Annotated in this window: 16 protein-coding genes and 1 pseudogene; 5 read left to right on the plus strand and 12 right to left on the minus strand. The window is 43.6% G+C overall.

What is annotated here, in order from left to right:
- Positions 1-165: 165 nt before the first annotated feature.
- From ACDJ59_RS08965 to ACDJ59_RS08975, 3 genes and pseudogenes are all read right to left on the minus strand, one after another.
- Positions 166-933, minus strand: a complete 768-nt coding sequence (locus tag ACDJ59_RS08965; RefSeq protein ID WP_413408454.1) for a histidine phosphatase family protein — start codon at positions 931-933, stop codon at positions 166-168.
- 221 nt (positions 934-1,154) lie between these two features.
- A pseudogene (locus ACDJ59_RS08970) lies at positions 1,155-1,849 on the minus strand (site-specific integrase); the annotation flags it as partial.
- A 366-nt stretch (positions 1,850-2,215) separates the two neighbouring features.
- Complete coding sequence (locus ACDJ59_RS08975; protein ID WP_413409749.1) at positions 2,216-2,338, minus strand: beta-L-arabinofuranosidase domain-containing protein; 123 nt, start codon at positions 2,336-2,338, stop codon at positions 2,216-2,218.
- Between the two features lie 413 nt (positions 2,339-2,751).
- On the opposite strand from ACDJ59_RS08975, the gene ACDJ59_RS08980 reads away from it, so the two are divergent.
- Complete coding sequence (locus ACDJ59_RS08980) at positions 2,752-2,937, plus strand: hypothetical protein (RefSeq protein WP_413408456.1); 186 nt, start codon at positions 2,752-2,754, stop codon at positions 2,935-2,937.
- Positions 2,938-3,285: 348 nt separating this feature from the next.
- The gene (locus ACDJ59_RS08985; RefSeq protein ID WP_413408458.1) at positions 3,286-3,669 is read left to right on the plus strand and encodes a DoxX family protein; all 384 of its coding nucleotides are present in this window, start codon (positions 3,286-3,288) and stop codon (positions 3,667-3,669) included.
- Between the two features lie 832 nt (positions 3,670-4,501).
- Here ACDJ59_RS08985 and ACDJ59_RS08990 read toward each other — a convergent pair.
- The 5 genes from ACDJ59_RS08990 to ACDJ59_RS09010 form a co-directional block, all read right to left on the minus strand.
- On the minus strand, positions 4,502-6,157 hold the full coding sequence (locus tag ACDJ59_RS08990; RefSeq protein ID WP_413408459.1) for an ABC transporter substrate-binding protein: 1,656 nt from the start codon (positions 6,155-6,157) through the stop codon (positions 4,502-4,504).
- Between the two features lie 67 nt (positions 6,158-6,224).
- Positions 6,225-7,121 carry a carbohydrate ABC transporter permease gene (locus ACDJ59_RS08995; RefSeq protein WP_413408461.1) on the minus strand — a complete coding sequence of 299 codons (897 nt, stop codon included), beginning with the start codon at positions 7,119-7,121 and terminating at the stop codon, positions 6,225-6,227.
- Positions 7,122-7,140: 19 nt separating this feature from the next.
- The gene (locus ACDJ59_RS09000; RefSeq protein WP_413408463.1) at positions 7,141-8,103 is read right to left on the minus strand and encodes an ABC transporter permease; all 963 of its coding nucleotides are present in this window, start codon (positions 8,101-8,103) and stop codon (positions 7,141-7,143) included.
- Positions 8,104-8,370: 267 nt separating this feature from the next.
- Positions 8,371-10,635 carry an AraC family transcriptional regulator gene (locus ACDJ59_RS09005; protein WP_413408465.1) on the minus strand — a complete coding sequence of 755 codons (2,265 nt, stop codon included), beginning with the start codon at positions 10,633-10,635 and terminating at the stop codon, positions 8,371-8,373.
- Positions 10,636-11,041: 406 nt separating this feature from the next.
- Positions 11,042-11,413 (minus strand): TetR/AcrR family transcriptional regulator, encoded by a 372-nt coding sequence (locus tag ACDJ59_RS09010; RefSeq protein WP_413408466.1) that lies wholly within the window; start codon positions 11,411-11,413, stop codon positions 11,042-11,044.
- Between the two features lie 304 nt (positions 11,414-11,717).
- Between ACDJ59_RS09010 and ACDJ59_RS09015 the strand changes: the two genes are divergently transcribed.
- Together ACDJ59_RS09015 and ACDJ59_RS09020 are read left to right on the plus strand one after the other, a co-directional pair.
- Complete coding sequence (locus tag ACDJ59_RS09015; RefSeq protein WP_413408467.1) at positions 11,718-12,248, plus strand: SDR family NAD(P)-dependent oxidoreductase; 531 nt, start codon at positions 11,718-11,720, stop codon at positions 12,246-12,248.
- Positions 12,235-12,480, plus strand: coding sequence for an SDR family oxidoreductase (locus ACDJ59_RS09020; protein ID WP_413408469.1), 246 nt, complete (start codon positions 12,235-12,237; stop codon positions 12,478-12,480). The genes ACDJ59_RS09015 and ACDJ59_RS09020 overlap by 14 nt, the downstream gene beginning before the upstream one ends.
- 175 nt (positions 12,481-12,655) lie before the next feature.
- Here the strand turns inward: ACDJ59_RS09020 and ACDJ59_RS09025 are convergent, their stop codons facing one another.
- Complete coding sequence (locus tag ACDJ59_RS09025; protein ID WP_413408470.1) at positions 12,656-13,477, minus strand: AraC family transcriptional regulator; 822 nt, start codon at positions 13,475-13,477, stop codon at positions 12,656-12,658.
- A 173-nt stretch (positions 13,478-13,650) separates the two neighbouring features.
- On the opposite strand from ACDJ59_RS09025, the gene ACDJ59_RS09030 reads away from it, so the two are divergent.
- A complete protein-coding gene (locus ACDJ59_RS09030) occupies positions 13,651-15,339 on the plus strand; it encodes a glycoside hydrolase family 2 protein (RefSeq protein ID WP_413408471.1) in 1,689 nt (562 codons plus the stop codon).
- Positions 15,340-15,581: 242 nt separating this feature from the next.
- Here the strand turns inward: ACDJ59_RS09030 and ACDJ59_RS09035 are convergent, their stop codons facing one another.
- From ACDJ59_RS09035 to ACDJ59_RS09045, 3 genes are read right to left on the minus strand one after another with little or no spacing between them, the layout of a single operon-like run.
- A complete protein-coding gene (locus ACDJ59_RS09035; protein ID WP_413408473.1) occupies positions 15,582-19,493 on the minus strand; it encodes a heparinase II/III family protein in 3,912 nt (1,303 codons plus the stop codon).
- Positions 19,494-19,527: 34 nt separating this feature from the next.
- Entirely contained in the window at positions 19,528-21,096 is a 1,569-nt protein-coding gene (locus tag ACDJ59_RS09040) for a GH39 family glycosyl hydrolase (RefSeq protein WP_413408474.1), read from the minus strand.
- Between the two features lie 60 nt (positions 21,097-21,156).
- Positions 21,157-23,502: a glycosyl hydrolase family 95 catalytic domain-containing protein gene (locus ACDJ59_RS09045; protein WP_413408476.1), complete on the minus strand. Its 2,346-nt coding sequence runs from the start codon at positions 23,500-23,502 to the stop codon at positions 21,157-21,159.
- Positions 23,503-23,529 lie beyond the last annotated feature (27 nt).

Genomic DNA, 23,529 nt, shown 5'->3' on the forward strand with positions numbered 1-23,529 from the left:
TAGTTGCTAACACGATAAACTCGTCGATACTTTTAGTGTGGTTCACCGCGTCTAATCTTGAAAGTATCCTATCCGTTAGTTGAATAAAGCAACCAATCACAATCGTTCGCCTGCTTTTTTTTGTTTTATTGAGCTAACGTTTCCCGTTAGCTTATTCCACAATAGCTAAAGGTGTTTGGTACAGTTATATAATTGGCATGCCCATTTGTTGTTAGTGTGTGTAAGAATGGTTATAGAAGTATTATCTATATACGTTTTTTGGAAATGTTGCGGCAAAAGATGTTGTAATGACAGCCCAATCAATGCTCCATGACTTATAACTAATATTCTTTTATCAACATATTCATTAATCAGTTTTTCGAGAAAAGTTAGACCTCGCTTTGCGACCATTTTGAAATCTTCCATACCAAGATTTTGCTCACGCCAATTTGCTCCCCAACGAGTGATACGCTCTTCCTCGGTGGTGCCCTCAATTAGGCCGCAATTAATCTCTCTAATACGTTCATCATTGAATACGGGTACTCCTAAACATTGCTGAATGATTTCGGCAGTTTGCCTAGCTCTCGTTAGATTACTGGAGAATATGACATCCCATTCTTCGCTTGAAAGTCTTTTTGTCAGTGCAGTTGCTTGCTCTATTCCTTCTTCGTTTAGCGGTATATCAGATATTCCTTGAGCCTTGCTAAGATTATTCCATTCAGTAACCCCATGTCTAATAAGACCTATTGTGGTCGCCATACCTGCCCCCTTAATGACTACAATTTCCCCATCATTGCCCAAACAAATAGTACCACATATTGGAACTATACTGCCCGTTAGTTTAATGAATTGAATGGCAAGATGATGATTAGTTATGCGTCTAATCGGAAATAGGAACATGTTCTTGTCCTCAACAGCTAGTTTCAGTCTGATATTTCGCTTTTTAATACCCATTCAACCATGTTTAACCTCTCTTTGATTCAGTTGTCCATAACAATGTGAACATTGTTATGTGTTATGGTACATAATGAGGTTTTAAGTGCATGTGATCAATGTTTAGATATATATCTAATCGGAAATCGGACTAATTTCTTGTCAATTCCGGCAATCGGTACAAGTTCTTGTCCTTGGCTTGGGCCAAGAACTTGTACCGATAAAATAAAAAATCCGTTAAATGCTTGGCTGCTAAAGTAAACATATTGCTCTTTTCCCCCTTTTCGAGTTACTCTTACAGATGATTTCGTCAGGTCTAAATCCTCAAGATTCCGGAAACTTCCGATAATCTAAGTCCTGATCCTAAGATTAATGAAATTATTGCCGTATCTCGTTCACGATTAAACTGATGGAAATTCATGATACGTTTATTTGTTTTGTTTAATTCGCCATAATCGTATGCTACAAACACTCTAAAAGCTTCAAAATCATTTTCTCTCAGTATTTTCCCTTCCATACGATTCGCGATCGTTTCCTGACTTTCTTTTACTGCATTCAAGTCCATTTTAGCCATAACATTTCGTTGTATATAAGGCTTTAAATCAATTGTTTCGGCTTTATTCTGTAAGTAATCAAATAAGGACTTAAGAGAAGAAAGCTTACGGTTTATTGTTAGCTTATTATTCCCAAGTTGATACTCCAAAAAAGACAAAAAGCTTTCTGTTTCACGTATCGTTAATGTTTCTAGCGTGGATAATTCAATTTCTGTTCTTTTTTGAACTGTGGTAAAGTTCTCTGTAATCAGCCAATCAAAAAAGATAATATAATCGTGGCAGTAATTAAGAAGTGTTGAGGCAGAAAGCTTACGCTTCTTACTGTCAATAAATTCAGTAACATACCAAGGTAATTCACTTAACTTATCGTCAATTCGACCCATAAGGTGTACCTCCTACTAAATACAAAAAATCTATTCCTGCCCATTTCGTTTTTTATCTTATTGATTGGTGAATACAAGTGCTTAATCCTCCGAAATTTGTATTTTAACCGCAATATTTTATATTCAACCTCATATACTGTAATCCTTTGTCTAGAAAACACTTGTTTTGTCGAACTAAAAATGAGTTCAGAATTGTTTTCGCATAAAAAAATAATGAGATAATGATTTGATTTCTCAACTTCTTTCATCAATACTTACAAATCTCCCTATTGTTGCTTCATCAGTGAAATTACACAGAACTTGAGTTATATGTATTCCTGTTTACTTTCGAGTAGCGCTCAGGGACATTCCACTAATCACCGTATTTCATAGGACGCGCTCCATAACCTCTGCGTACCAGCTATTCTGATCCATCTGCAGCATGCGATTTGCCCAAAAAATCAGGCCAATTGAGACACAGGTCTCTTCATAGACGGTATCTCCCAGCAGATCATAATCGCCTGTAAATGCTTCTTCTTTGGGATGAACGAATGCTTCCCGTAATGTACATTCGCTTGCTTACGGTGTTGCTCCACAATCGTTTAGATTTACATCTAATCGGTATTCAGACTATGTTCTTGTCCATTCCAAGCAATTGGGACAAGAACTTGTACCTATAATATAAAAAAGCCGTTAAAATAGTAACTTCAATCGGAACATGTTCTTGTCCCTCGAAAGAAAAGGACATATGTCCTTTTTTATCTAAGAGCTTTCGCATATCTTTAGGTTTCTTAATGATTTTGTATCGACATCTTAGCAGACTGGCGTTGTGTTAATGGTAGGATTTATGAAGCGTTATGCACCGATATATATGGAACTGAATAAACAGGAAAGGAGATTTAGGCAAAGTACGTTCCTTTAACATGCAATTTGCTGTAGATAGTACCCCCTTCTGCAAAAATATGGAGCAGTATATGAAGTTAGCCGCAATCCATATGGTCGATCTCATGCGATACCTGTTTGGCGAAGCGGTTGAAGTTGTCGGAACGGCAGCCCCGGATGGAGAGCACATCCATCCGAGCATTTCTCTCAAATTTGCCATGGTTTAATATGCAACGCGTATTTTACAGGCATGAGCGCCTGGTCCAGAGAAAGCGAACGCGTTACCGTAATGTTCGATCATGGATTTGCTTCGGCATAGGAAATAAATCCCTGGTCATTCATCACTCCCGTGCATCGTGTACACACCTTCCAGTTCGCCTATGTCAGGGGCGTACCGTGTTTTTACCTTCGTGGATCTGTAGAAGAAATGGCTTATTTCATGGCATGCTGTCGTGGCAAGGACAACATCGTACAATGGCACTGTGCGAGACCATCCTGTCTTCCCTGATATAACGCACCTGTGCGATGGCACATTAACTCAAACCTATAGAGGAGGATGACTTCTGGATACCGGATTGCTTATTATTCGAATCGTGATTGGATTTATTATGATAGGACATGCATGTAAAAAGTTATTCGGGATATTTGGAGGTGAAGGAATATCAGGCACAGCCGCCTTTTTTAATGCGGTAGGTATTAGACCTGCGTGGTTCATGGCCTTATGTGCAGGTATAATTGAACTGGTCGGGGGGCTCCTGTTTACCCTTGGCCTATGGACTGTGGTGGGAGCAATTTTGCTGATGCTTACCATGTTTGTTGCTATTGTCAAAGTCCATGTGGGTAAGGGACTGTGGAATCTCAATGGGGGTTTTGAATACAATCTGGTCATGTTAGCATCTCTTATTGTTGTCGTTTTGGCCGGCGCAGGAGCCTACTCCATAGACGCTTTGCTTTCCTAATTTACTGCAAGTTACTAATAAAGCAATGACGTGTATATGACGTCATTGCTTTATTTTTTGGCATAGTAAGATGATATTTCTATTAGTAAAACTTTGAACCAACTCTTGCATATTTTCAGCCATAATGACGAGATGCACAGAGGATGAAGATATCTATTCCATCACTGCCATTTGCATTTGAGCCGTTGCCGATGTGGTATGGCGTATTACAATCTGTTCCATCTTTTAACAAACACTATTTATCCAACTTTCACGTACTCCAATGTATTGAATGGTGGATATAAAATGAAATTTTGTATATTCCCACGATTGTTTCCTGTCTCCTATCTTGCAGTTGATAAATCAAAGGGATTGTTAGTTTAAATAGTTGGGAAACCATCTTTATTGGTCTGTAACCCCCTGTATGTGGCTAATATACCAGGAACCATCATCCTACATCATTACGACTTTACACAATGTTCCATCTTGCCTAGATCCATTGCTATAGGATACAAATCTTTATTCGTATAATATATTGTTGTAGACTGCCGCGAATAGCATCCATATAGCGATGTATTGGAGTCATTCTAAAATACCCCACTTCCATAATGAAATTCAATGCGTACCTCGGGATGGTACTCACCATTTTAATAGTCTTCAAATCAGACTATTAATTAAAAATAATTACAATAAACTATAAATTATTGTTAGTTAAAATATGTTCTTCAGTAACTTTAGTTATGTGAAGTTTTCTATATGTGGAAAAAAGCTACATAATAATAGAGCGAGCTATGGAGTTGTATATATCCATAGCTCGTTCTATTAACACATCTAAGGCAATATTATCTTGATCTTATTTCTGACTTGCATCATATGCTTCCTGAATAATTTGTGCGTAACGTTCCAACCCCATTTGGTTCATTGTATCTAGATAAGTGCCCCATTCGCTTTCCAGGTCAGCATCCCCAGTGATGAATCTGGCTAGCATTTCTTTTTTATAATCAATAATTGTTTTCTCCAGATTCACCAGTTCAGCAGCCTGCTCTTCGTCATAGAACAGTGGAGGAATGACTAGACTGCTGTCAACTTTGTAAGGTTCGTATTGCTTAGCAGCCTCAAAGAGGATAACCTCCAGCGGAAATTCGTCGTTTCGTTTTTCTCCGAGTCGAAGATCTGCTGGATAGTACCGAGGTGCACGGGTCTGCCAGCCAACATTGCTGTCTGCCGTTTTTTCCTTTAATTTCTCCCAGACTGCTGGCTTTCCATTGATTCCCGTTCCCTCTTCAGCCCAGTCCCAATACTCGCCCATTGTTCCTGTGTCTGAGCGAAGACTGACCTCACCTCCATCTAAAAGGCCATCTGCCCAGCGAAACGCAACTTCAGGATATTTGGAGTTGTTTGTAATCACGATGCGTCCCGAAGTGATTCCTTCATACGGATTCGTCCATGCGATGCGCGTCCCGTCAGGGCCAGCTAGGGGTGGAAGAGCAACGTACTCTTTATATCGCTCCTGCCCGTATGCTGTGCAACCATACAAACCGCCAGGACAGCTTCCGACTCTAGGAGCATCTCCTCCCTCACCCATCTGTCTGTATTGCGCATTATCCTGCGTAAACGTTTCTGGAGCAATCAATCCCTCCGAATATAGGCGCTTCATGTAAGCCAATCCTTCTTTCCATGGGTCTTGTGTGAAAGCAGCGACAACCTTGCCTTGATCCAGCATCATACCTGTCTGGGTACTTCCCATCGGGTTATAAATAAAAGAGTTCATCAGGAATCCTTCAATTTCAGTATTCCATCCTCCAACAGCGCCCGCAAGTGGAATTTCATCGGCTTTCCCATTTCCATTGGGGTCTAGTGTCTTAAATGCTTTCAACACGTTATAATATTCTTCAGTTGTCGTTGGCATTTTAAGGCCCAGATTATCCAGCCAGGTTTTGTTGATCCACATCCGTTTGGCATAATCACAATGAAAACATTCTCCGATGTCTGGAACACTGTATATATTCCCGTCAGGAGCGGTGATGACTTGCTGCACTAACGGTTTTTTATCAAAAATCTTCTTCATGTTGACGCCATATTTTTCAATCATATCGTTTAGAGGCAAAAATGTACCGGATTTGCCATATAACATCTCGGTAGCTGGCTTGATCTCCATGCCGATAATCATATCCGGATAGTTGCCGCTGGCAAGGGCCAGATTGAGGGTCTCTTCGAAGCCATTCTCGGGAGCAACCTCAAATTGAATGTGTACATTGGTTTTTTCTTCGTACCATTTCGTGAATGTATTTGTATCGAAATCAACCCCCGATGCTCCGCGGATAAGAACCTTGAGCGTCACTTTTTCTTTGACTATAGGAAAACTTCCTGGTTCGGTCATATTGTCCTCAACCGTTATATTTCCCTCGTTCTGCGGGGAATCACTATTGTTCCCGGCAGGTGAGCAAGCGCTTGTAAGGAAGACGAAAACCAACATCAACATCCAGAGCAACCGTACATTTCTTTTCATCCTCTGACCCCTCTCTTCCGATTACTGATGAAATGTATATCAGGGCAAAAGCGCAAAACGTTATGCTTCAGCCTTTTAATGAACCGATCATCATACCTTTGACAAAATACCTCTGCACAAAAGGATACACAACCATAAGTGGCAACGTAGATACCACGATAAGCGAATATTTCAGCAATTCTCGAATCCCTTCTCGCTTGACGAGCTCCTCTGTGCTACTCATGGTGGAAAAATCAATCTGATTCTGGATCAGGATGTCTCGCAGCACTAATTGCAACGGAAACAGTTGTGGATCGCGCAAATAGATCATCGCACTGAAATATTGATTCCAGTGGCCGACTGCATAAAACAACGAGATGACCGCTACAATCGGACCGGATAAGGGCAGAACAATTTTCCATAAAAACTTGTAGTCATTGCATCCGTCCATCTGTCCTGCTTCCAGAAGTTCTCTGGATATGGTTGTCTGAAAATACGTTCTTGTAATGAGCATGTTCCAGACTGACAGGGCCGCAGGGAAAATCAGCGCCAACCGGGTATCAAGCAACCCCAAGTCCCGGACAACGAGATACGTGGGGATCAGTCCCCCGGAAAACATCATTGTGAACACAAACAGAAAGGTAAATATGCCTCTGCCTTTTAAGTCATGACGGGATAACGGATACGCCGCCAATATCGTAAACATCACATTGATAAAAGTACCTGCAACCGCATAAACCCATGAATTCATAAATCCTGTCCAGATCATACCGTTGGCAAAAACAGCCTTGTATCCGTCCAATGTTGGTTTGACAGGCCATAGCCAGACCTTTCCGGATACAACCGATTCGCTCGCACTAAATGATGCGCTGACGATATACACCAGAGGATAGAGCACAGCCAGAAGCAGGATGATCAACACACTGTGATTGATTATGTCAAATATGAGATCTCCTTTACTTTTGCGAATGGATATGTTTGACATCGTTCTCCCTCCCCTCCGCTTACCACAGACTGTTGCCTGTACGTCGTGCCATCCTATTCGCAATGACCAGCAGAATAAGCGCAATCACATTTTTAAATAGACCGATGGCCGCCGCTGCCGAGTACTGCGGAACAGCTCCTTTAAGACCGATATTGTACACGTACGTATCAATAATTTCGGATGTACGCATATTTAGTGGATTTTGCATCAAAAGCACCTTCTCAAATCCCAAATCCATGAAATTACCCATTTGCAAAATAAAGAGCACGGTAATGACTGGGATGATGCCTGGCAGATCCACATGCCACATTCGTCTTACTTTTGAGGCTCCGTCCATCAATGCGGCCTCATGAAGCGTGGGATCGATGGCTGACAAGGCAGCCAGATAAATAATGCAGGAAAAACCAATATTTTGCCATAAGCCGGACAATACGTAGATCGTTTTGAAATATTCTGGTTTGGCCATAAAGTGAACAGAATCAACCCCAAAAAAACCTAAAATAACGTTTAACGCTCCGGTTCCAGGCTGCAAAAATTGCATTGTAATTCCGACGAGTACCACAACTGATATAAAGTGCGGAGCATAGGTTATCATCTGTACACTCTTTTTGAAAAACGTGTTTCGGACATAGTTAAGTCCCAGCGCCAGCAGAATCGGCAACGGGAATCCCACCGCCAATTCATAAAGCGCCAAGGAGAGCGTATTTTTCAGTATTCTTACAAATTGATACGAGTTCAAAAAACGTTCGAAATGCAGTAGGCCAACCCAATCACTTCCCCATATTCCTTTGGTTGGAACATAATTTTTGAATGCAATTAGCGTTCCATACATAGGGACATACTTGAAAATAATCAGGTACGCCAAAGGAAGAATCAATAAGCTGTACAATTGCCAACTTTTGATCCAGGGTCTCCCACGATGCCCGGATTCAGTCATCTCTTTTGGTGGTCTGGTTGTAACCTGTACTTGCGGCTTCTGCATTCATTTTCTCCCCCCTTATGCCATATTTGGTTATGCAGCGAATACACAACAAACATAATGAAAACGCTTAATTTCGTAAAGTTTCATTTTTCAGATTCATGTGCAATCTTTAAGATTTACATAATTTAGTTCTTCTAACAACGAATTATATATAAAAAACTTGGCACTCTGCATGTGCGCCAAGTTTTTGAATCATAATGTGAAATCTTCCGCAGCTTCGTTGCTAGTCTATATTTGCACTCTATCTGTGCTGTAGATTTGCCTCCATTACGCTTGTCGGTACTCTGAAGGTGTTCTTCCTTCACTCCGCTTAAAGGCTCGAATGAAAGAATTCGAAGAATTATAACCGATGGAAACGGCTATTTCTTGGACGTTGCTATCCGTTCCATTCAAAAGCTCCTTGGCGCGGGCTATGCGCAGTTGCTCCAGATATGAGGAAAAATTGCTTCCTACTTGTTCCTTGAAAAATTGCGAAAAATATGCCGATGATATGTTGAATTCCCTGGCCACCTTGGAGGCACTCAGATCGGAATCGTAGGCGTTCTTCTGAATAAAGGCAGTCAATCGGTCGCGCAATTCTATGTTATGGCTCCGTTTATTTAGGTGAATGAGCGAACCGATCGACAGGAAACGGTCATGAATTTGTCCATAATAGTCAACAGCATCTTTGACACAACGAATCTGAACATATTCTTCCGGACTGGTCTGCAGATTTTTCAATTCGATCAACACTTTAGCCAACGTGCCAAGAAGTTCATTGAGGAACAATTGCATCATGGACAAGCTCAGTCTGCGGTTTACCATATTTGCCTGATACAGACCGTGCAGCACGTCCTGCATTCGTTCTATATCCCCCGTCAACGTGCATTGGACAAGCATCGCTTCGAGTTCAGGAGGATAGTATGCAAATGACTGGTTTTCAGGCTGGCCGTCGTACCAAACAAAACGATGGCGTGGGTCCCAAACATACTGGCGAAATGCTGTCATAGCCTCCTGATACGCATGTGGAAGCTCCCATAGATTTGTTACCATACTGCTCGCGGTGACAACCACATCTAGCTCTTCTTCCAGGTAGAGAGAATGATTTCCCAAAATATGAAGTAGAATTTGTTCTACTAAATGAAGATCTTGAATTTCTTTGTCGCCACAACAGTAAATGATGGACAGATGATATGTATCCCAATCGTGCACGTGGATGCTCTTTGCGGCATCGCTGAAGCGTAGCGCCTCTTTGACAGTTATTTTTTTGCCCTCGACTTCCCTCAATATATCCGCATCTACGCCATCTCCATATCCTGTGAAATGAATGGTGAGTACAAGATAACCGGTACTGTCGAATTCGAGCCCCGCATGTTTCATAAGTGATTGAAGATGGTCCTCAGAACTGAAGTACCCTTTAAGCAGCTGTTCATAAAAAGTGGTTTGAAGGATAGGAAGCTGCTCCTTGTGCAACTTCTCCATAATATGCTGACGTTCTGACAAGCCGCCTACCTTTTGCTCAATCCAACTATATGCATTCCCGAAAAACAGTTTGGGTTCGCTCTGTTCGGTAAAGTGGCGGGTCAGCCTGTGTAGGGAAAGGCTGTGGCGATGTGCCAGTCCGATGGAGATAACAAGTCCTAGGAATACAAAGATCAGTAACAAGTTGAGAATGGACTGTGTAATTTCAAGAGAACGCTCGGCGACAATCGCTTGGGGATGAGCAGTTACAAAGGTCCAGCCGAGTTGATGAGACGTGGTGGATGCTGTTATCATATCCTTAAGATTTACATCTTTGACCACGGACGGAACAAGGCCTTCCACACCGGTACCGGACACGTAACTAATGATCTGCCCCTTCTGATCTGCAATATAAGACAGGCTGCCTTCCGATAACTGCATGCTGCCCAGCAGCTCATGAATTTTCCGATTATCCATAAGAACTAGCAGAGCCCCATGGACTTCCCTCCCGTTGCCCATTGGGCGAATGAAGGGTATGCCAGAGACAGTTTTCCCAGCCAAGGTCAATTGCATAGCAGGCTGGAAGTTTCCGTTCAGTTGAAAGAATCGGTCCTGCCAATGATCCCGCGAACCCTCATCGTATTGGAAGTATAATTCGTACAATTGTGGAAAGGTATATATTTTATCACCGTTCACAGCCATACTACTGCGCTTGAAAAGCACAAAATAATCCAGAATGAAGTCATTACTCAAAGATAATTGCTTCAGCGAACTGCTTACACTTTTAAAACGGTATGGGTTCGCCTGCTCGAAAGGTTCGCGAATAATCAATGCTCGACGAACGGAGGGAAGCGAAACGATATCCCACATTGTCTGCTCCATCTCGGAAATACGAATCTCTAGCGTTCGCCTAGTTTGTTCAAGAGCCATATCGTTGGCATACAAAATATCTTTTTTAACGATCTTTAACGATTTACTATAGGTAAAACCGAGGCAGGAAGCCAGTAAGATTACAACAGCAATATAGGGAATCACTAAACGAAAGAATAGCGGTCTATTATTAATCCATTTTCTTACCACGGCAAGGTTCATTCTTCTCACCTCTCCTCAGTTGATAACGGTTACAATTGTGATCATTAGGTTTACTTATTTACATCGTTTTAGCTTTTCGCTGCTGTGTTCCTTCAGTTAGTTTGAATTGCACAGGTGCCATTCAAATTATAGCCCCCCCCCCTTCCCATCGCTCTTATTCCGAATTCATTAAAAGCTATCAGTCTTCATCCCTTTAGAAAAATGTCCGATGCATTCCTAATTCCCAATGATTATAAATAATGTCAGCAACTTTGGCTGCAGAAATGGTCGGCGCTACTTCATACCACCATTTCAAAATGCTCATCGTTGTGGAGGCGTACAAACGCTCAAAAAGTTCCTTTCTTTCTGAGAATTTTTCCTCATCTTCTTTGGTGAAAATGTTCCTAATTTTATTCTCCAGTAAGGACTACATATCCTCAAAAACATAAAGTTCCAGATTTTTATTCCACAAATGAAGATACCATTCTTTCTGACTCCATAAATGCTCAAGATGCTGGACAATAACACTACGAGTCTGCCAGGGACTTTGATCGTCAAACGTAATAAACGTCAGGTCAATAGCATGATCAAGGTCTTGAAGAGTCGCTTTAACCAGTTCATCACGAAGATGGTATTTGTCGGTGTAGTATGTATAAAATGTCGAGCGATTGACTTTCGCAGCAGTTGAAATGTCTTTAATTGTGATTGATTTAAATGTTTTTTGACTGACACATAACGAAAATCCACTTTTTATGTGTTCGAGTGTTTTAAGTACTCTTAGGTCTTGTTCCGTGTTCATTTCGTAACACCTTTCTCTAATCCAACAAATGAAGGGCCATCTGTAGGTTATCCTACAAATTGGACAAACTCTGCTTATATTAATTTAATTTTTAAACTTTTATAATTGACATGTGACAGAATTATGAATTTATTTGTTGGGAAAATCAAGTTAATTATGGACAAAGATTAATCTGTGTACAATAAAGAAATCCATTCGCTTAAAAATTATAAGCACACAACACAGCGTTATTCAACCTAAGAAAAGGATTTTCCCAGACATAAAGAATTCAACACAAAAATTAACATGTTGCAGGAGGATAACAATGTATAACTTAATGGAAAAAAAGGCAGGGTTCGTAACGGGAGCAGGCTCAGGTATTGGCCGAGCTAGTGCAATTGCATTTGCTCAAGCAGGTGCAAAGGTAATGGTAGCTGATATCAACGAAGAGGCAGGTCTTGAAACTGTACAACTAATTAAGGGCTTTGGAGGCGTTGCAAGCTTTGTTAGAACGAATGTAGCTGTTGAAGAAGATATTATTAGACTTGTACAAGCAACGGTATCGGAATTAGGGCAACTGGATTTTGCACACAATAATGCTGGAATCACACTGCCCCCGGCCCCCATGGCTGATTCTTCTTCGGAAGCCTTTGACCGTGTGGTCAAAATAAATTTGTATGGAACTTATTATGCCATCAAACATGAAATTCAAGCTATGTTGAAAACGGGCGGAGGAGCAATTGTTAACACCTCTTCTGGTTTTGGTCTAATCGGCGGTCAGAATCAGGCAATCTATTCTGCTACTAAAATTTGCAATAAACGGAATTACAAAAAGTGTAGCTATGGAATATGCTGAAAAAGGTATTCGTGTCAACGCTATTTGTCCGGGAATGACGGCGACTCCAATTCTTAGCTGGTTAGACAATGCACCAGAACAAGCCGCAGCGTTTAGATCAACAATTCCATCCGGTAAGTTGCAAACTGCCGAGGATCAAGCCAATGCAGCTGTTTTTTTGTGTTCAAATCTTGCAGGTCAGATTACAGGCGTTACCTTGCCTGTTGATGGCGGTTACACGGCTGGTAGATAAGCACCACAAATGTAGGCCTCCTCTATATGTGTATTTTGCGCCTGAGATGTGCATTGGTTGCCCTGATCCCATTGGGAAAGGTTATCCGATGCACGTCTTTTTGTATCCATGGCGATATAGATACTGGAGATTCCGCCTGTAAATAAGTTTTTCACTTCTATAAAATTTTGCGTTTCTAACTTTTCTCATTCTTTCGGAACGTGGATGGTGAAACACCTTTCCAATTGCGAAAGGCCTTGCTGAAATGATATTCATCATGATACCCGCACTGTCTTGCGATTCTTTTAAACGTGTAGTTCGTATAAGTCAGATAACGTTCAGACTGACGTAGTCTCACCTCAGTTAAGTATTCCTTGGGAGATTGTCCAATATGACTCATAAACATTTTACGAAGATGAGATTCGGATATGGCATATTTGCTTGCTATTTCTCGGATGTATAATTGTTCCTCAAACCGTGTCTCTAGTTCTTCTTTTATCTTAAAAATAATGGAAGTTGTGTTTCCCGGTTCAGAAAAATGATCCGGGCGATGCAATATAGCAAGTAGTTTCAAAAGCAAAGCACAACTTTCCATCTCGCGATAGTGATTTCCCAATAACCAGGATTCCGTGATTTCATTAAAAGCATGATCTAGTCGTAAGGCTCGCTCTGAATGATATCTGCTGAAAAATGGAATGTCCATCCGATGAATAGGTTGAGGTAACTGCCACTCGGGCGTTTGATATGAAACTGCACAACAGTCAAACAAAATCATACTAATGGTCAAAGGCGACTCCTTAGAACTTTCCATCTTCATCTGTGCGCCAGGTTCCATATAAAATAACATTCCCTGAAGTACCTCGTAAGTTTGATCTTCAGTTTGGAACATTCCCTTACCTTCATGAATCCAATAAAAGGTGTGTACAGACGTATTGTTGCGAATATCCGACCAATCCATCGGTGTCTGCTTCCGTGAGCTCCATACGATTCGAACTACCAAATCTAAGGGATTATACATTTCGTTCAACCTCCTACCCAGACTATCCTACATTGTTTGTCGATGTAAATAAACTCAAATTTGGAGCGATTTATACATGCTTAAGATCGAATTGACCATGGATAACCTCTTCCCAATTCGTTAACTTAAATGTATTACCGCACATTGTATTGGACATGGGAGGATTTTAAAAAATGATTAGACTTTTTGATACGCATCATACTCGGATCAGCACTGAACTTGAAGGTATGTGGGAGTTTTCTCCCGTAGATAACATAGGCGAACGACCTAAAGAATTTCCTTTTAAGCTACCTGTTCCAGGATGCTGGGAGAGTCACCCTCATTTTGGCACCTACAGAGGGAAAGCTGTATATCGAAGAGTAATTTCGGTATCCAGTCAGACCCATATCCGGTTGGAATTCAAAGGGGTGAGTCATACGGCGCATGTCTATTTTAATGGGGAGTTTGTTAAAACCCACTACAACGCTTATACATCATTCGAAGTTATAATCCCCAATGCTATTTCTGGAGAACATGAAATTTTAGTGTATGTTGACAACTCCTTTAGTGAGGCATCTGCGCTACATTTCCCTAATGACTATTACACTTATGGTGGACTTATTCGCCCTGTTGTTTTGGAAGAAATAAGCGATTTGTACATTGAGAATATAATGTTTACTCCCCTACGGCAAGCAAATCAGTGGAATGGACGATGGAAAGTGATGATTCGCAATATCAGCCAATTTCCCCAACAAGTTCAGGTTATTGGAGAACTTGCGGGAATAAAATCTATTCTAGGAAGCTGTGAGGTAGGGCCTGGGGGACAAGCAGAACTTATCCAAACGGTATCGTATCCGAATGTGTTGGAGTGGTCTCTTGACCATCCAAGTCTCTACCAGTTGCAAACCAAACTCATAACAAATGGACGACTAGTAGATGACTTGGTGGACAGGATTGGATTTAGAGAAATTACTATCTCAAACGGACAGTTACTTTTAAATGGGCATAAACTCAAGCTAAAAGGTGTTAATCGACACGAAGATCATCCCATGGTGGGATGCTCATTTCCTTTATCGCTCATGGTAAGAGATTTGGATCTAATTGAAGAAATGGGATGCAATGCAGTCCGGACGAGTCATTATCCGTATGACGAAAGGTTCCTTGATTTATGTGACGAGCGAGGGATTGTGATTTGGGAAGAGAACCACGCTAGAGGATTGAGTCTGGAACAAATGCGTAATCCCAATTTCGCGTGGCAGAGTGAGCAAGTAACTCGGGAAATGGTCGAACAACACTTTAATCATCCCTCCATCATCATTTGGGCTATATTAAATGAATGTGCCAGCAATACGGAGGAAGGCAAAGTCCATTATGCCAAACAACTGACCATCATTCGCGAATTAGATCCTAGTCGCCCGCGTTCTTTTGCATCTCATCACAGAGATCAGGAACTGTGCTTTGACCTTGCAGAAATCGTATCATTTAATCTTTATCCCGGTTGGTATACGGACGAAAAGCCTGAGGAATTAGCTTTGGAAGCCATTCAGTGGGCCAATAAACTGGGTGGCGCAGACAAACCCATTATCATGAGTGAATTTGGTGCAGATGGATTTTATGGCTTTCGAAGTAATAACCGGGAAAAAGGCTCAGAAGAACGGCAAGCTGACATCCTGCGCAATTGCTTAAATGCATATCAAGCATCAACAGATATTTGTGGCATGTTTATATGGCAATTTAGTGATTGCAGAGTGACTGAAGGCGAAGGGTGGTTGCTGACTCGCTCCTGCACACGGAATAGTAAAGGACTTGTGGATGAATATCGCAGGCCCAAGCTTGCGTATGACGTTGTGAGCTTTATTTATAAAAGCGAAGACAAAAAGTAAGATAACCATTATGTTTACAATGCAATAAACTTTGCTGGAATAGACAGGTGCTCTGGATCAACAGGAGAAAATAACCCCAATATGATATTTGTAGCGCATGCGTGATCCATCCTTCCATCATGCACCTTAAATATATAACATAGGCTATTTTGCAGAATTGACACATTCCGTCCTGCAAAATAGCTTTCTTGTATGATTGCTTTATTACGCCTAACATGACTTCAGTTTTAAGCGATTGTAATTTACGTGTTAGAATTTGGAATCAATACGCGCAGTTGTCCGCCATCGAGCGATAACCTAATCTGGCCCTTTATATCCGGAATGATCTCCTTATTTCTTGTATCCATCAACGTGTGTTTATACCTCAGCTCAGTTGTTACACATTCGTCACTCGTGTTGACAACTAATATGGCCTCTACACGATCCAATTTCCTGATCTGGTAAGCTAACGCATGCTTTTCCGAGCACCGAATCGGTTTAATTTGCAGGCCTTCGCCACCTGTTGGATGAGCAAATAAAACAGTCAGTAGTGGTTCATTGCGTCCAGCTTTTATTCTCAGATAGTTCAGCTGTGACTTTCCTTCCACCAATGGTGCAATGGGATAACTTCTTCCCCACTCTTGGATGATATCAGCACACTGAGGAAGCAGACTGATTGTTTCTAAATCCATACCATAATGCCCGATGGATAAGGCACGCTGACCTTCAATGGACGTTGATTTAGCCGCTAAAGGCAGATTCATTCTCGTCCCTTCTTCCGCATTCCGGATCACATCCCATAAAATCAAAGCATCCAGTCCATTTTTCATATATGTAATATGACGAGTATGGTTGCCTGCTCCTGTTGGACTCTGAATACGTATCGTTATTTCATCCAGCAGATCTGATGTGAGTAGATGCTGGACTTCGCTCACCCGAGGCATATCCACGTAGTATCCATTGTGGCGGAACTGTACTACGCTATGGGATGAAGAGCCTTTATACCAGGCGAATGTACTGTCAAAATAACTTTCTACCCCCGGATCGACCACCAGTGGAATCCCATTTACATACCAGATAAAGGAAGCTTGGTCATGGTGTCCATGCCCTACAGGTGTCCGGCTTGAGATCACCGACAGATACCCTTCATCCGGACAATTAAAGTTCTGGCGGAAAAGATATAAGCCAATATTTTCGAAACTTTGCGATATCAAATTTAGTGTTTTTGAATCTGAGGCCAAAGTATCGATGCTAGATGGCATGAAGAAGTTTTCCAGCATATTCGATTCCACGCCGAATCCGCATAACGGCTTTCCAGCTCTTATCCAGGTCTCATATACCTGTGCACCAAGTTCTGGATCAGATGAGATGATCTCATCCACATACAGACCAAGAACGGCGAAGCCGCCTCCGTTGTCGAGCGTGTGATCTCCGAAGTTAGGTGTGCTGATTTTGTTGTCAAAAAACACATAGGGCGGCGTTTGTACCGACAACGCATATTTGAAGGTACTGCTGAATCGAGTACCTTGAAACCAGTTCTCTCCGGTCATATGGCGAAGTGTCTTGGCGAATGTACCATAACGCTGGATGACAGCGAACAGATAACGGATTGACTCCGGCCAGGAGCCATCCTCGTTAATGTGATAGTCCAGCTGGCCCTTCAGGATTAACCTGGCATTATCCAGCCATTGTCTTGCATGTGGCATCTCCGGAAATGCCAGTGCGAGCATCGCCGCTCCTGCCGCCATGTCTGTATGCCAGTTACTGGTTCCCTGCTGGGCGCGATAAGCTCCAAGTTCTGTTCGATCACGCAGATCCATCAGATCACGGATCAGATAATCCAGTTGAGCCATCATCCGGTCGTATTCCTCCTGTGAGAATACATTCGCATCCCGGATCAGTGAATACGAGGTGGCAATAAGCGTAGTGACACGTCCGATCTGTACTGCACCGTATGCATCCAGCCCGTCAGGACGTACATTGTGAACAAGCCAGGACTCCACTCCCTGACAGTAATCATTAAGCAACCATAACATCTGGAGTTTCACCTTCTCAGCATAACTCCGCTCACCAGTCATGGCATATATCAGCGCATCCGCCTGAAAAGATACCGTAAGCCTAAGCTCTGGATTGCCCGGTAGTGATTTCTTGTTATGAATGCCGTGGAAAGAACCCACTTCTCTGCCGACAGCATCCTTGAATGTGAGCACAGCCTGAACACCCTCTTTGAACTTTCCTTCGACCTTTGCAAAATACGTGAGCGTATGGTTCACTCCCCCTTGCAGCGGGATATCCTTATCATAAATCCAGGCCCCCTCGTCTCCTGACGTCGGGTTCTCCAGATAAATGGAATGACTGCCATCCTGCACATATTCCCCGCGGTCTTCCCAGTGCAATACTGGTTTTCCCTTGATTGCCACGGGCGTCCAGTGGTTCGGAAGCTGGTTTCCTTCATTGAATCCACTATTTTCAATTTCCAAATTGGCATCATGTGCAGGCAGAATGCTTACACGATCAATCCAGACATGACCCAGTTTGTCATGCTCCTCGTTGTCTTCTGAAGGAAGAACGAAGGCAAGAGATGCCGATGCTGTATTTTCTGGCGGGGTGAAGGTAAGCAGTCGCGAGCGAGTCCACAAGCCGAATTGTTTATTCAGCAAAGTCCAGTCCGGTTCGTCCTGCATCACGGAAGCGTACGATTGCAGATCAGCCAGACTTCTCCGTTCAGACCATTCTCTGACCTTCTGAAATTCACGTTCGAGTTCGTCATTGCGTACCGTTTTTTCGCGAAGTTTGGTCAATCCCTGAGTGGTAAAAAATAAATTCCACTTTCCGAGCAAATCGCTTCGTAATACCCGGCTGTGCCTAAGATGACGCATAGCGTTGAGAAGACGAACCAGTGCACTGCCAGACTCAGACACCTTTTCTGTCTTTAGCTGTGAGAGGGCTAAGCATTCCGCATTGGACAATTCCTGCTGTACTTGCTGATAAGCTTCGGGGTCAACCTGTCCCAGTTCGCTACCGGGCTTTTCATTCGCCAGGATTTGCTTAGCTCGCTGGCATATTTCTCTTACTTTTTGCTGCCAAACATCCTCCTGCACCTCATCCCAGAACAGTTCAATCAGAGGTCTTTTCTGTTGTTCCGGGTGGTTACAGGTGTAGAATCCGCAAGGTAGCTCTCCCTCTCCCAGGGTCAGTGCCAGCTTCAGCTTTCCTCCCTTCTCCATGGAACGAATGACATACTCGGATAGATCGGCATAACTGAAACCTTCAGCGAAGCCTAGTTGGAACGAACGTAGATACTGATCCGCAGAGGGCTGCATCTTCGGATGTCGTTCAATTTGGCGGTAAGTCAACTGCTCCAGTGTCTGGAAGTGATGATTTGAATGTTCTAAGGCATAAAGATCTACGCTTTTCCCATCGGTATGATGATTAACAAGTCGCAGACGGGCATGACGAAGCCTACGTTGACCTAGAGAAGGCAAATCGAATGTCAAATAGGCTATGCTGCATGACTCCAATTCTACAGCTGGGAGGTCACCCTGTGACAGATCTGCTGTACTCTCGTTTACACATCCAATGGAAGAAGCATATACCTTCTCCGTCTCATAACAGTCTGCCATAATATGCTGATATGTGTACCATTCTATAGCAGGTCTGAGCCCATACGTGCCCATGTTGTAGCTGGGTGCCATGGTGCAATGTTCGGTCACGGCCTGTATATCCTCATCCGGTCGTGGCTCAATAAAAGCGCGATTACGGACAAATGGTGCCGTATACGTCCCATTCAATGCCGCCTCTGCTCGCGTAATCTGATCCGTCAGGGCTACCTTTGCCCCTTCTGTGTATTGCTCTGCGTCTATAAAAAGTATCGCCCGGGCTTTGAATACAAGACGGGTAAGCTCTCGTCGATACGTTGAATATTCAAGCAGGTTATTCTCTTTATTGATGACTCGGTTCGAACAATGTACCCTGCTCAGGAATTGGTCCATTCCATCGAGTAGATGCCGGATCGTTGATTTGTCTCGCTGTGTTTGTTCTTCTGCCTCCACCAGTGTGACAATGGTTTTCCAATCGCTTTCAGCATATTGTCCCGGTTCAGTTCCCACCACCGCGCGTTCTACCCAATCTTTGGCCAATGTCAGCACAGAGCCGGTTTCCTGCGTTTTCACCATGATTACTAATTCCTTCCCTTAAACATATTTGCCGTTACACCTCTTCGGACAATAAGGCAATAGCCCAAGGTCCGATGTTAAAATCGAGTGTTAGTCTACCGTTGCTGTCAGCCGTAAATTTCCTTTCGTTCAATTGATCCGCATAGGCAATCAGCTGTTCGGTCTGCTCTCTGCTCGGGGAGTTTGGACTACCCATCTCATTCCACAACTGCACCGCAACGCCATGGTCGCGATCGACGGTTCTCAATACATATTGCCCCCCCGGAGTAACTTGCTCCACGACCAGATTGAACGTTCTGCTGATGCCGAAGGACTGTGCTGTTTGCGCTACGGTCTGATCAGGATATACGGACATGGGTACCGTCCCTTTATAGTCTTCGGGATAGTTGTAAAACAACCCGCGAAGTTCTCCGTTATCTGTGCGAGTAATCACCGTACCTTCACTTCGTGCAAGTTCATGCTCTCCAAGTTGATTCAGAAAGGAATAAGCATGGAAGGTTGGTTTCGGTATACCTTGCAGGTTCAGCATTCCGAATCCGCCATGAAAAGCCGCCGGCCCTGCGCCAACTTCTTCAAAGACATCTGTGAATACCCAGTAAGACAAGGAGTCGATCAGGTCAGACACTTCAAGATTCGTCTTGACCACATACGCGGCTGCGGGCAAATAGTCATGACTATAATCTCGCGAAGAAGGACTGCTGCTCCATTCGGTGAGATGGATTTCGATATCTGGATAAGCGCTGCTTGCGATCACACGTTTCAGCCATTCAATATCGTCTTTAGTAGAACTGGCATGTCTGGATCTTCCTTGAAACTCACCGTGCCCATCCAGGGCAAAGTCTGTCGGGTATGGATGAGTTGATATAAAATCAATGGGCAGTTTCTTTCGCTCACAAAAAGCGAGGAATTCCTCAATCCATACCCCTTTCCATTCCAGCGAGTCTAATTCTTCCGTTACCAGTGTTAAATGGGTGGAGATGTCTTCTAACTCACCATCAAACCTTGCATCCGGAACAAAATTGCTCGTAGCCGGTCCACCGACGCGAAGACGGTCATCGATAGCCTTGATTGCAGCCACAGACACTTGATACAACTTGAAATATTGCTCCTTCGTTCCATCCCAGAATGCACTCAGGTTCGGCTCGTTCCAGACCTCGAAGTACCAGTTCTTAACTTCCTCCAGACCATATCGCTGGATCCAGTGTTCAACCAGTTTTGAGATTAAGTTTGCCCATTTGGCATAATCATTCGGAGGTGAAATATTACCCTTCCACCAAAATTGAGTTCGTTCCGTGGACGCTAGATCGTTTGGCATAAAGCCAAATTCAACAAAAGGACGAATCCCCTGATCCAGCATCGCATCAAAAAGTGCGTCAACATACTGGAAATTGAAAACTTCCTGTCCATCAACGATTTTGTATACATGCATATCATCGTGAAGCAAACCATGGAATCGTAAGTATCGGAATCCCCCATGCTTCACTGCCTTGGACAAGTGGCTCTGCCAGTCTGCACGAAGCCCTTCATTGGCTCTGCCTGCCCCAACACACGCAGACCATATATGATTCAATGGTTTTGATTTTCCCTGAAAATTAATATTCATTCTTATCCCTCCGTTATCTATTCGTTTTCGTATTGTAACCATGCGTATTGGCCAATGTAATCAGATACGATATCTACCGAACAGCTCATAAGTGTATCCTGCTTCCAGTTCCAACGTTATCGGCTCGCCGTTTGTGTTTATATCGTCGGACAGGTTAGTACCAGCTCCCTGCTGTCGGATCTCGTTGATCTGCTGTGCCAGAATACTGCCCATCCCGGTCTGTGTAGCGGTAATGCAGGCAACCAGTCGTCCGTCTGCAAACCATTCGATATCCACGATATAGCCACCACGCGCTTTCATCCCCTTTACTTTCCCCTCAGACCACGCCGGAGGCAGAGCCGGGAGAATCGACAACGTTCCGGTGTGACTTTGCAATAACGCTTCAGCAATACCTGCTGTCGCACCAAAATTGCCATCAATCTGGAATGGCGGATGATTATCCAGCAGATTCGGTAACGTAGAGTGTTTTAACAGAGATATCAGGTTTTGATAGACTTGTTCTCCATCAAGCAACCGGGCCCAGAAATTAATCAACCATGCCCGGCTCCACCCGGTGTGACCTCCTCCGTTCTCCAGACGACGTTCGAGTGTTACACGTGCAGCACGACTTAGCTCCGGCGTATTCGTAGGTGTAATACGATTACCAGGATACAGGGCAAACAGATGAGACATATGGCGGTGTCCCGGTTCTGCTTCCTCGTGATCCTCCAGCCATTCCATGATCTGTCCATGCTTCCCGATCTCGATCCCGGGAAGGCGATCTCGTACCGAAACCAGCTGATTTCGGAACTCCTGATCCTTGTTCAATTGAATCGATGCCTCGATACAACCTGTAAATAACTCGTGTAGAATCTGGTTGTCCATGGCCGGACCGTAACATAACGTCCCCTTTTCCCCACTCGGGAGCATGTAGGTATTTTCCGGAGAAACAGACGGACTCGTCACCAGTCTCCCATCCGGAAGTTCACTCAGATAGTCGAGGAAAAAGACAGCAGACTCCTTCATCGTTTCATAAGCCCGTCCCAGAAATGGCAAATCGCCACTGTACAGATAATGCTCCCACATATGAAGACATAGCCAGGCCGCTCCCATCGGCCAATGTGTAGCTGGCATGTACGTATCCTGTGGAGCGGTGTCTGCCCAGATATCCGTATTATGATGGGCGACAAACCCTTCACATCCATACATGACTTTGGCCGTGTGTCGCCCTGGCTCTCGCATCCGTTCAATCAGATCGAACAGAGGTTCATGGCATTCAGACAGGTTGCATAATTCGGCTGGCCAATAGTTCATCTGGGTATTGATATTTATCGTATACTTACTGTCCCATGGCGGCGTAAGATGTTCATTCCATATACCCTGCAAGTTGGCGGGCAATGATCCGGGCCGACTGCTCGCTACGAGAAGATAGCGACCGAATTGAAAATACAGACCCACCAACCCATGATCCGATTCTCCCGCCTGTACACGTTCCAGTCGTGCGTTGGCAGGCAGATGCTCCAATTCCTTATCTACTGGACCTAACTGGAGTGACATCCGATGGTATAATGCCTGATAATCCTTCCGATGCCGTTCTTTTAACGTATCTATGGAATACTTAGTAAGCTGTAGCAGACGCGTATCACATTCCTCTAGCGGTTGATCGTAGCGAAATGATGTTGCCGCGGTAAGTGATATGAAGACTTCATCCGCGTCTTTCACCAGCAAGGTTTCCCCCAGGATCTGTACCGAACCTCCAACCGTCTGTACCTGTATGGCTGCCGCGTAGTTGACTCCGCCCCCGCCTGTACTTCCATGCATCGCCATAGAGTTGTCTCTTAGGCGAATCATTCCATCCATATGACGTTTGCGTACACCTCCGGACAGCTGCACATCCACATGGATGCTTCCTGGCTGTTCAGCTGTCAGATGAATCATCATTGCATTGTCAGGATAACTAGTGAATATTTCCCGCCGATGTGATATTCCGTTCTGAATATAAGTTACCGCAACATGTCCTTCCTCCAGATTCAACTCACGGCGGTAAGACTGAGGTGCATTAATCTTCCCTGGCAATGCATTTCGAAAGGTTAACGTCAGGTCACCCAAAGGCAGATAGTGACGCTGGGATTCAGGAACTCCCGAAAGGGCAAGCAATGCAAGACGTTCAGCTTCCTGAAGATGCCCCTCCATAAGTAAGTCCCGAATATTTCCCAGATGTGCAGCAGCATCCGGATTGTTCCGATCCGTAGGCCCGCCATACCATAAGCTATCCTCATTCAATTGAATAACTTCCTTAGTTATACCGCCATAGACCATTCCCCCCAACGTACCGTTACCAATGGGCAAACACTCGTTCCATTCTTTCGCTGGCTCGTCGAACCATATCGCGGAGTGATTACTCTTGGCGTTGCCTCTGACCATCATATTCAAGCTCCTCTCCAAATTCTGTAT

The sequence above is a fragment of the Paenibacillus amylolyticus genome (genome assembly GCF_047302515.1).
Taxonomy (GTDB): domain Bacteria; phylum Bacillota; class Bacilli; order Paenibacillales; family Paenibacillaceae; genus Paenibacillus; species Paenibacillus amylolyticus_G.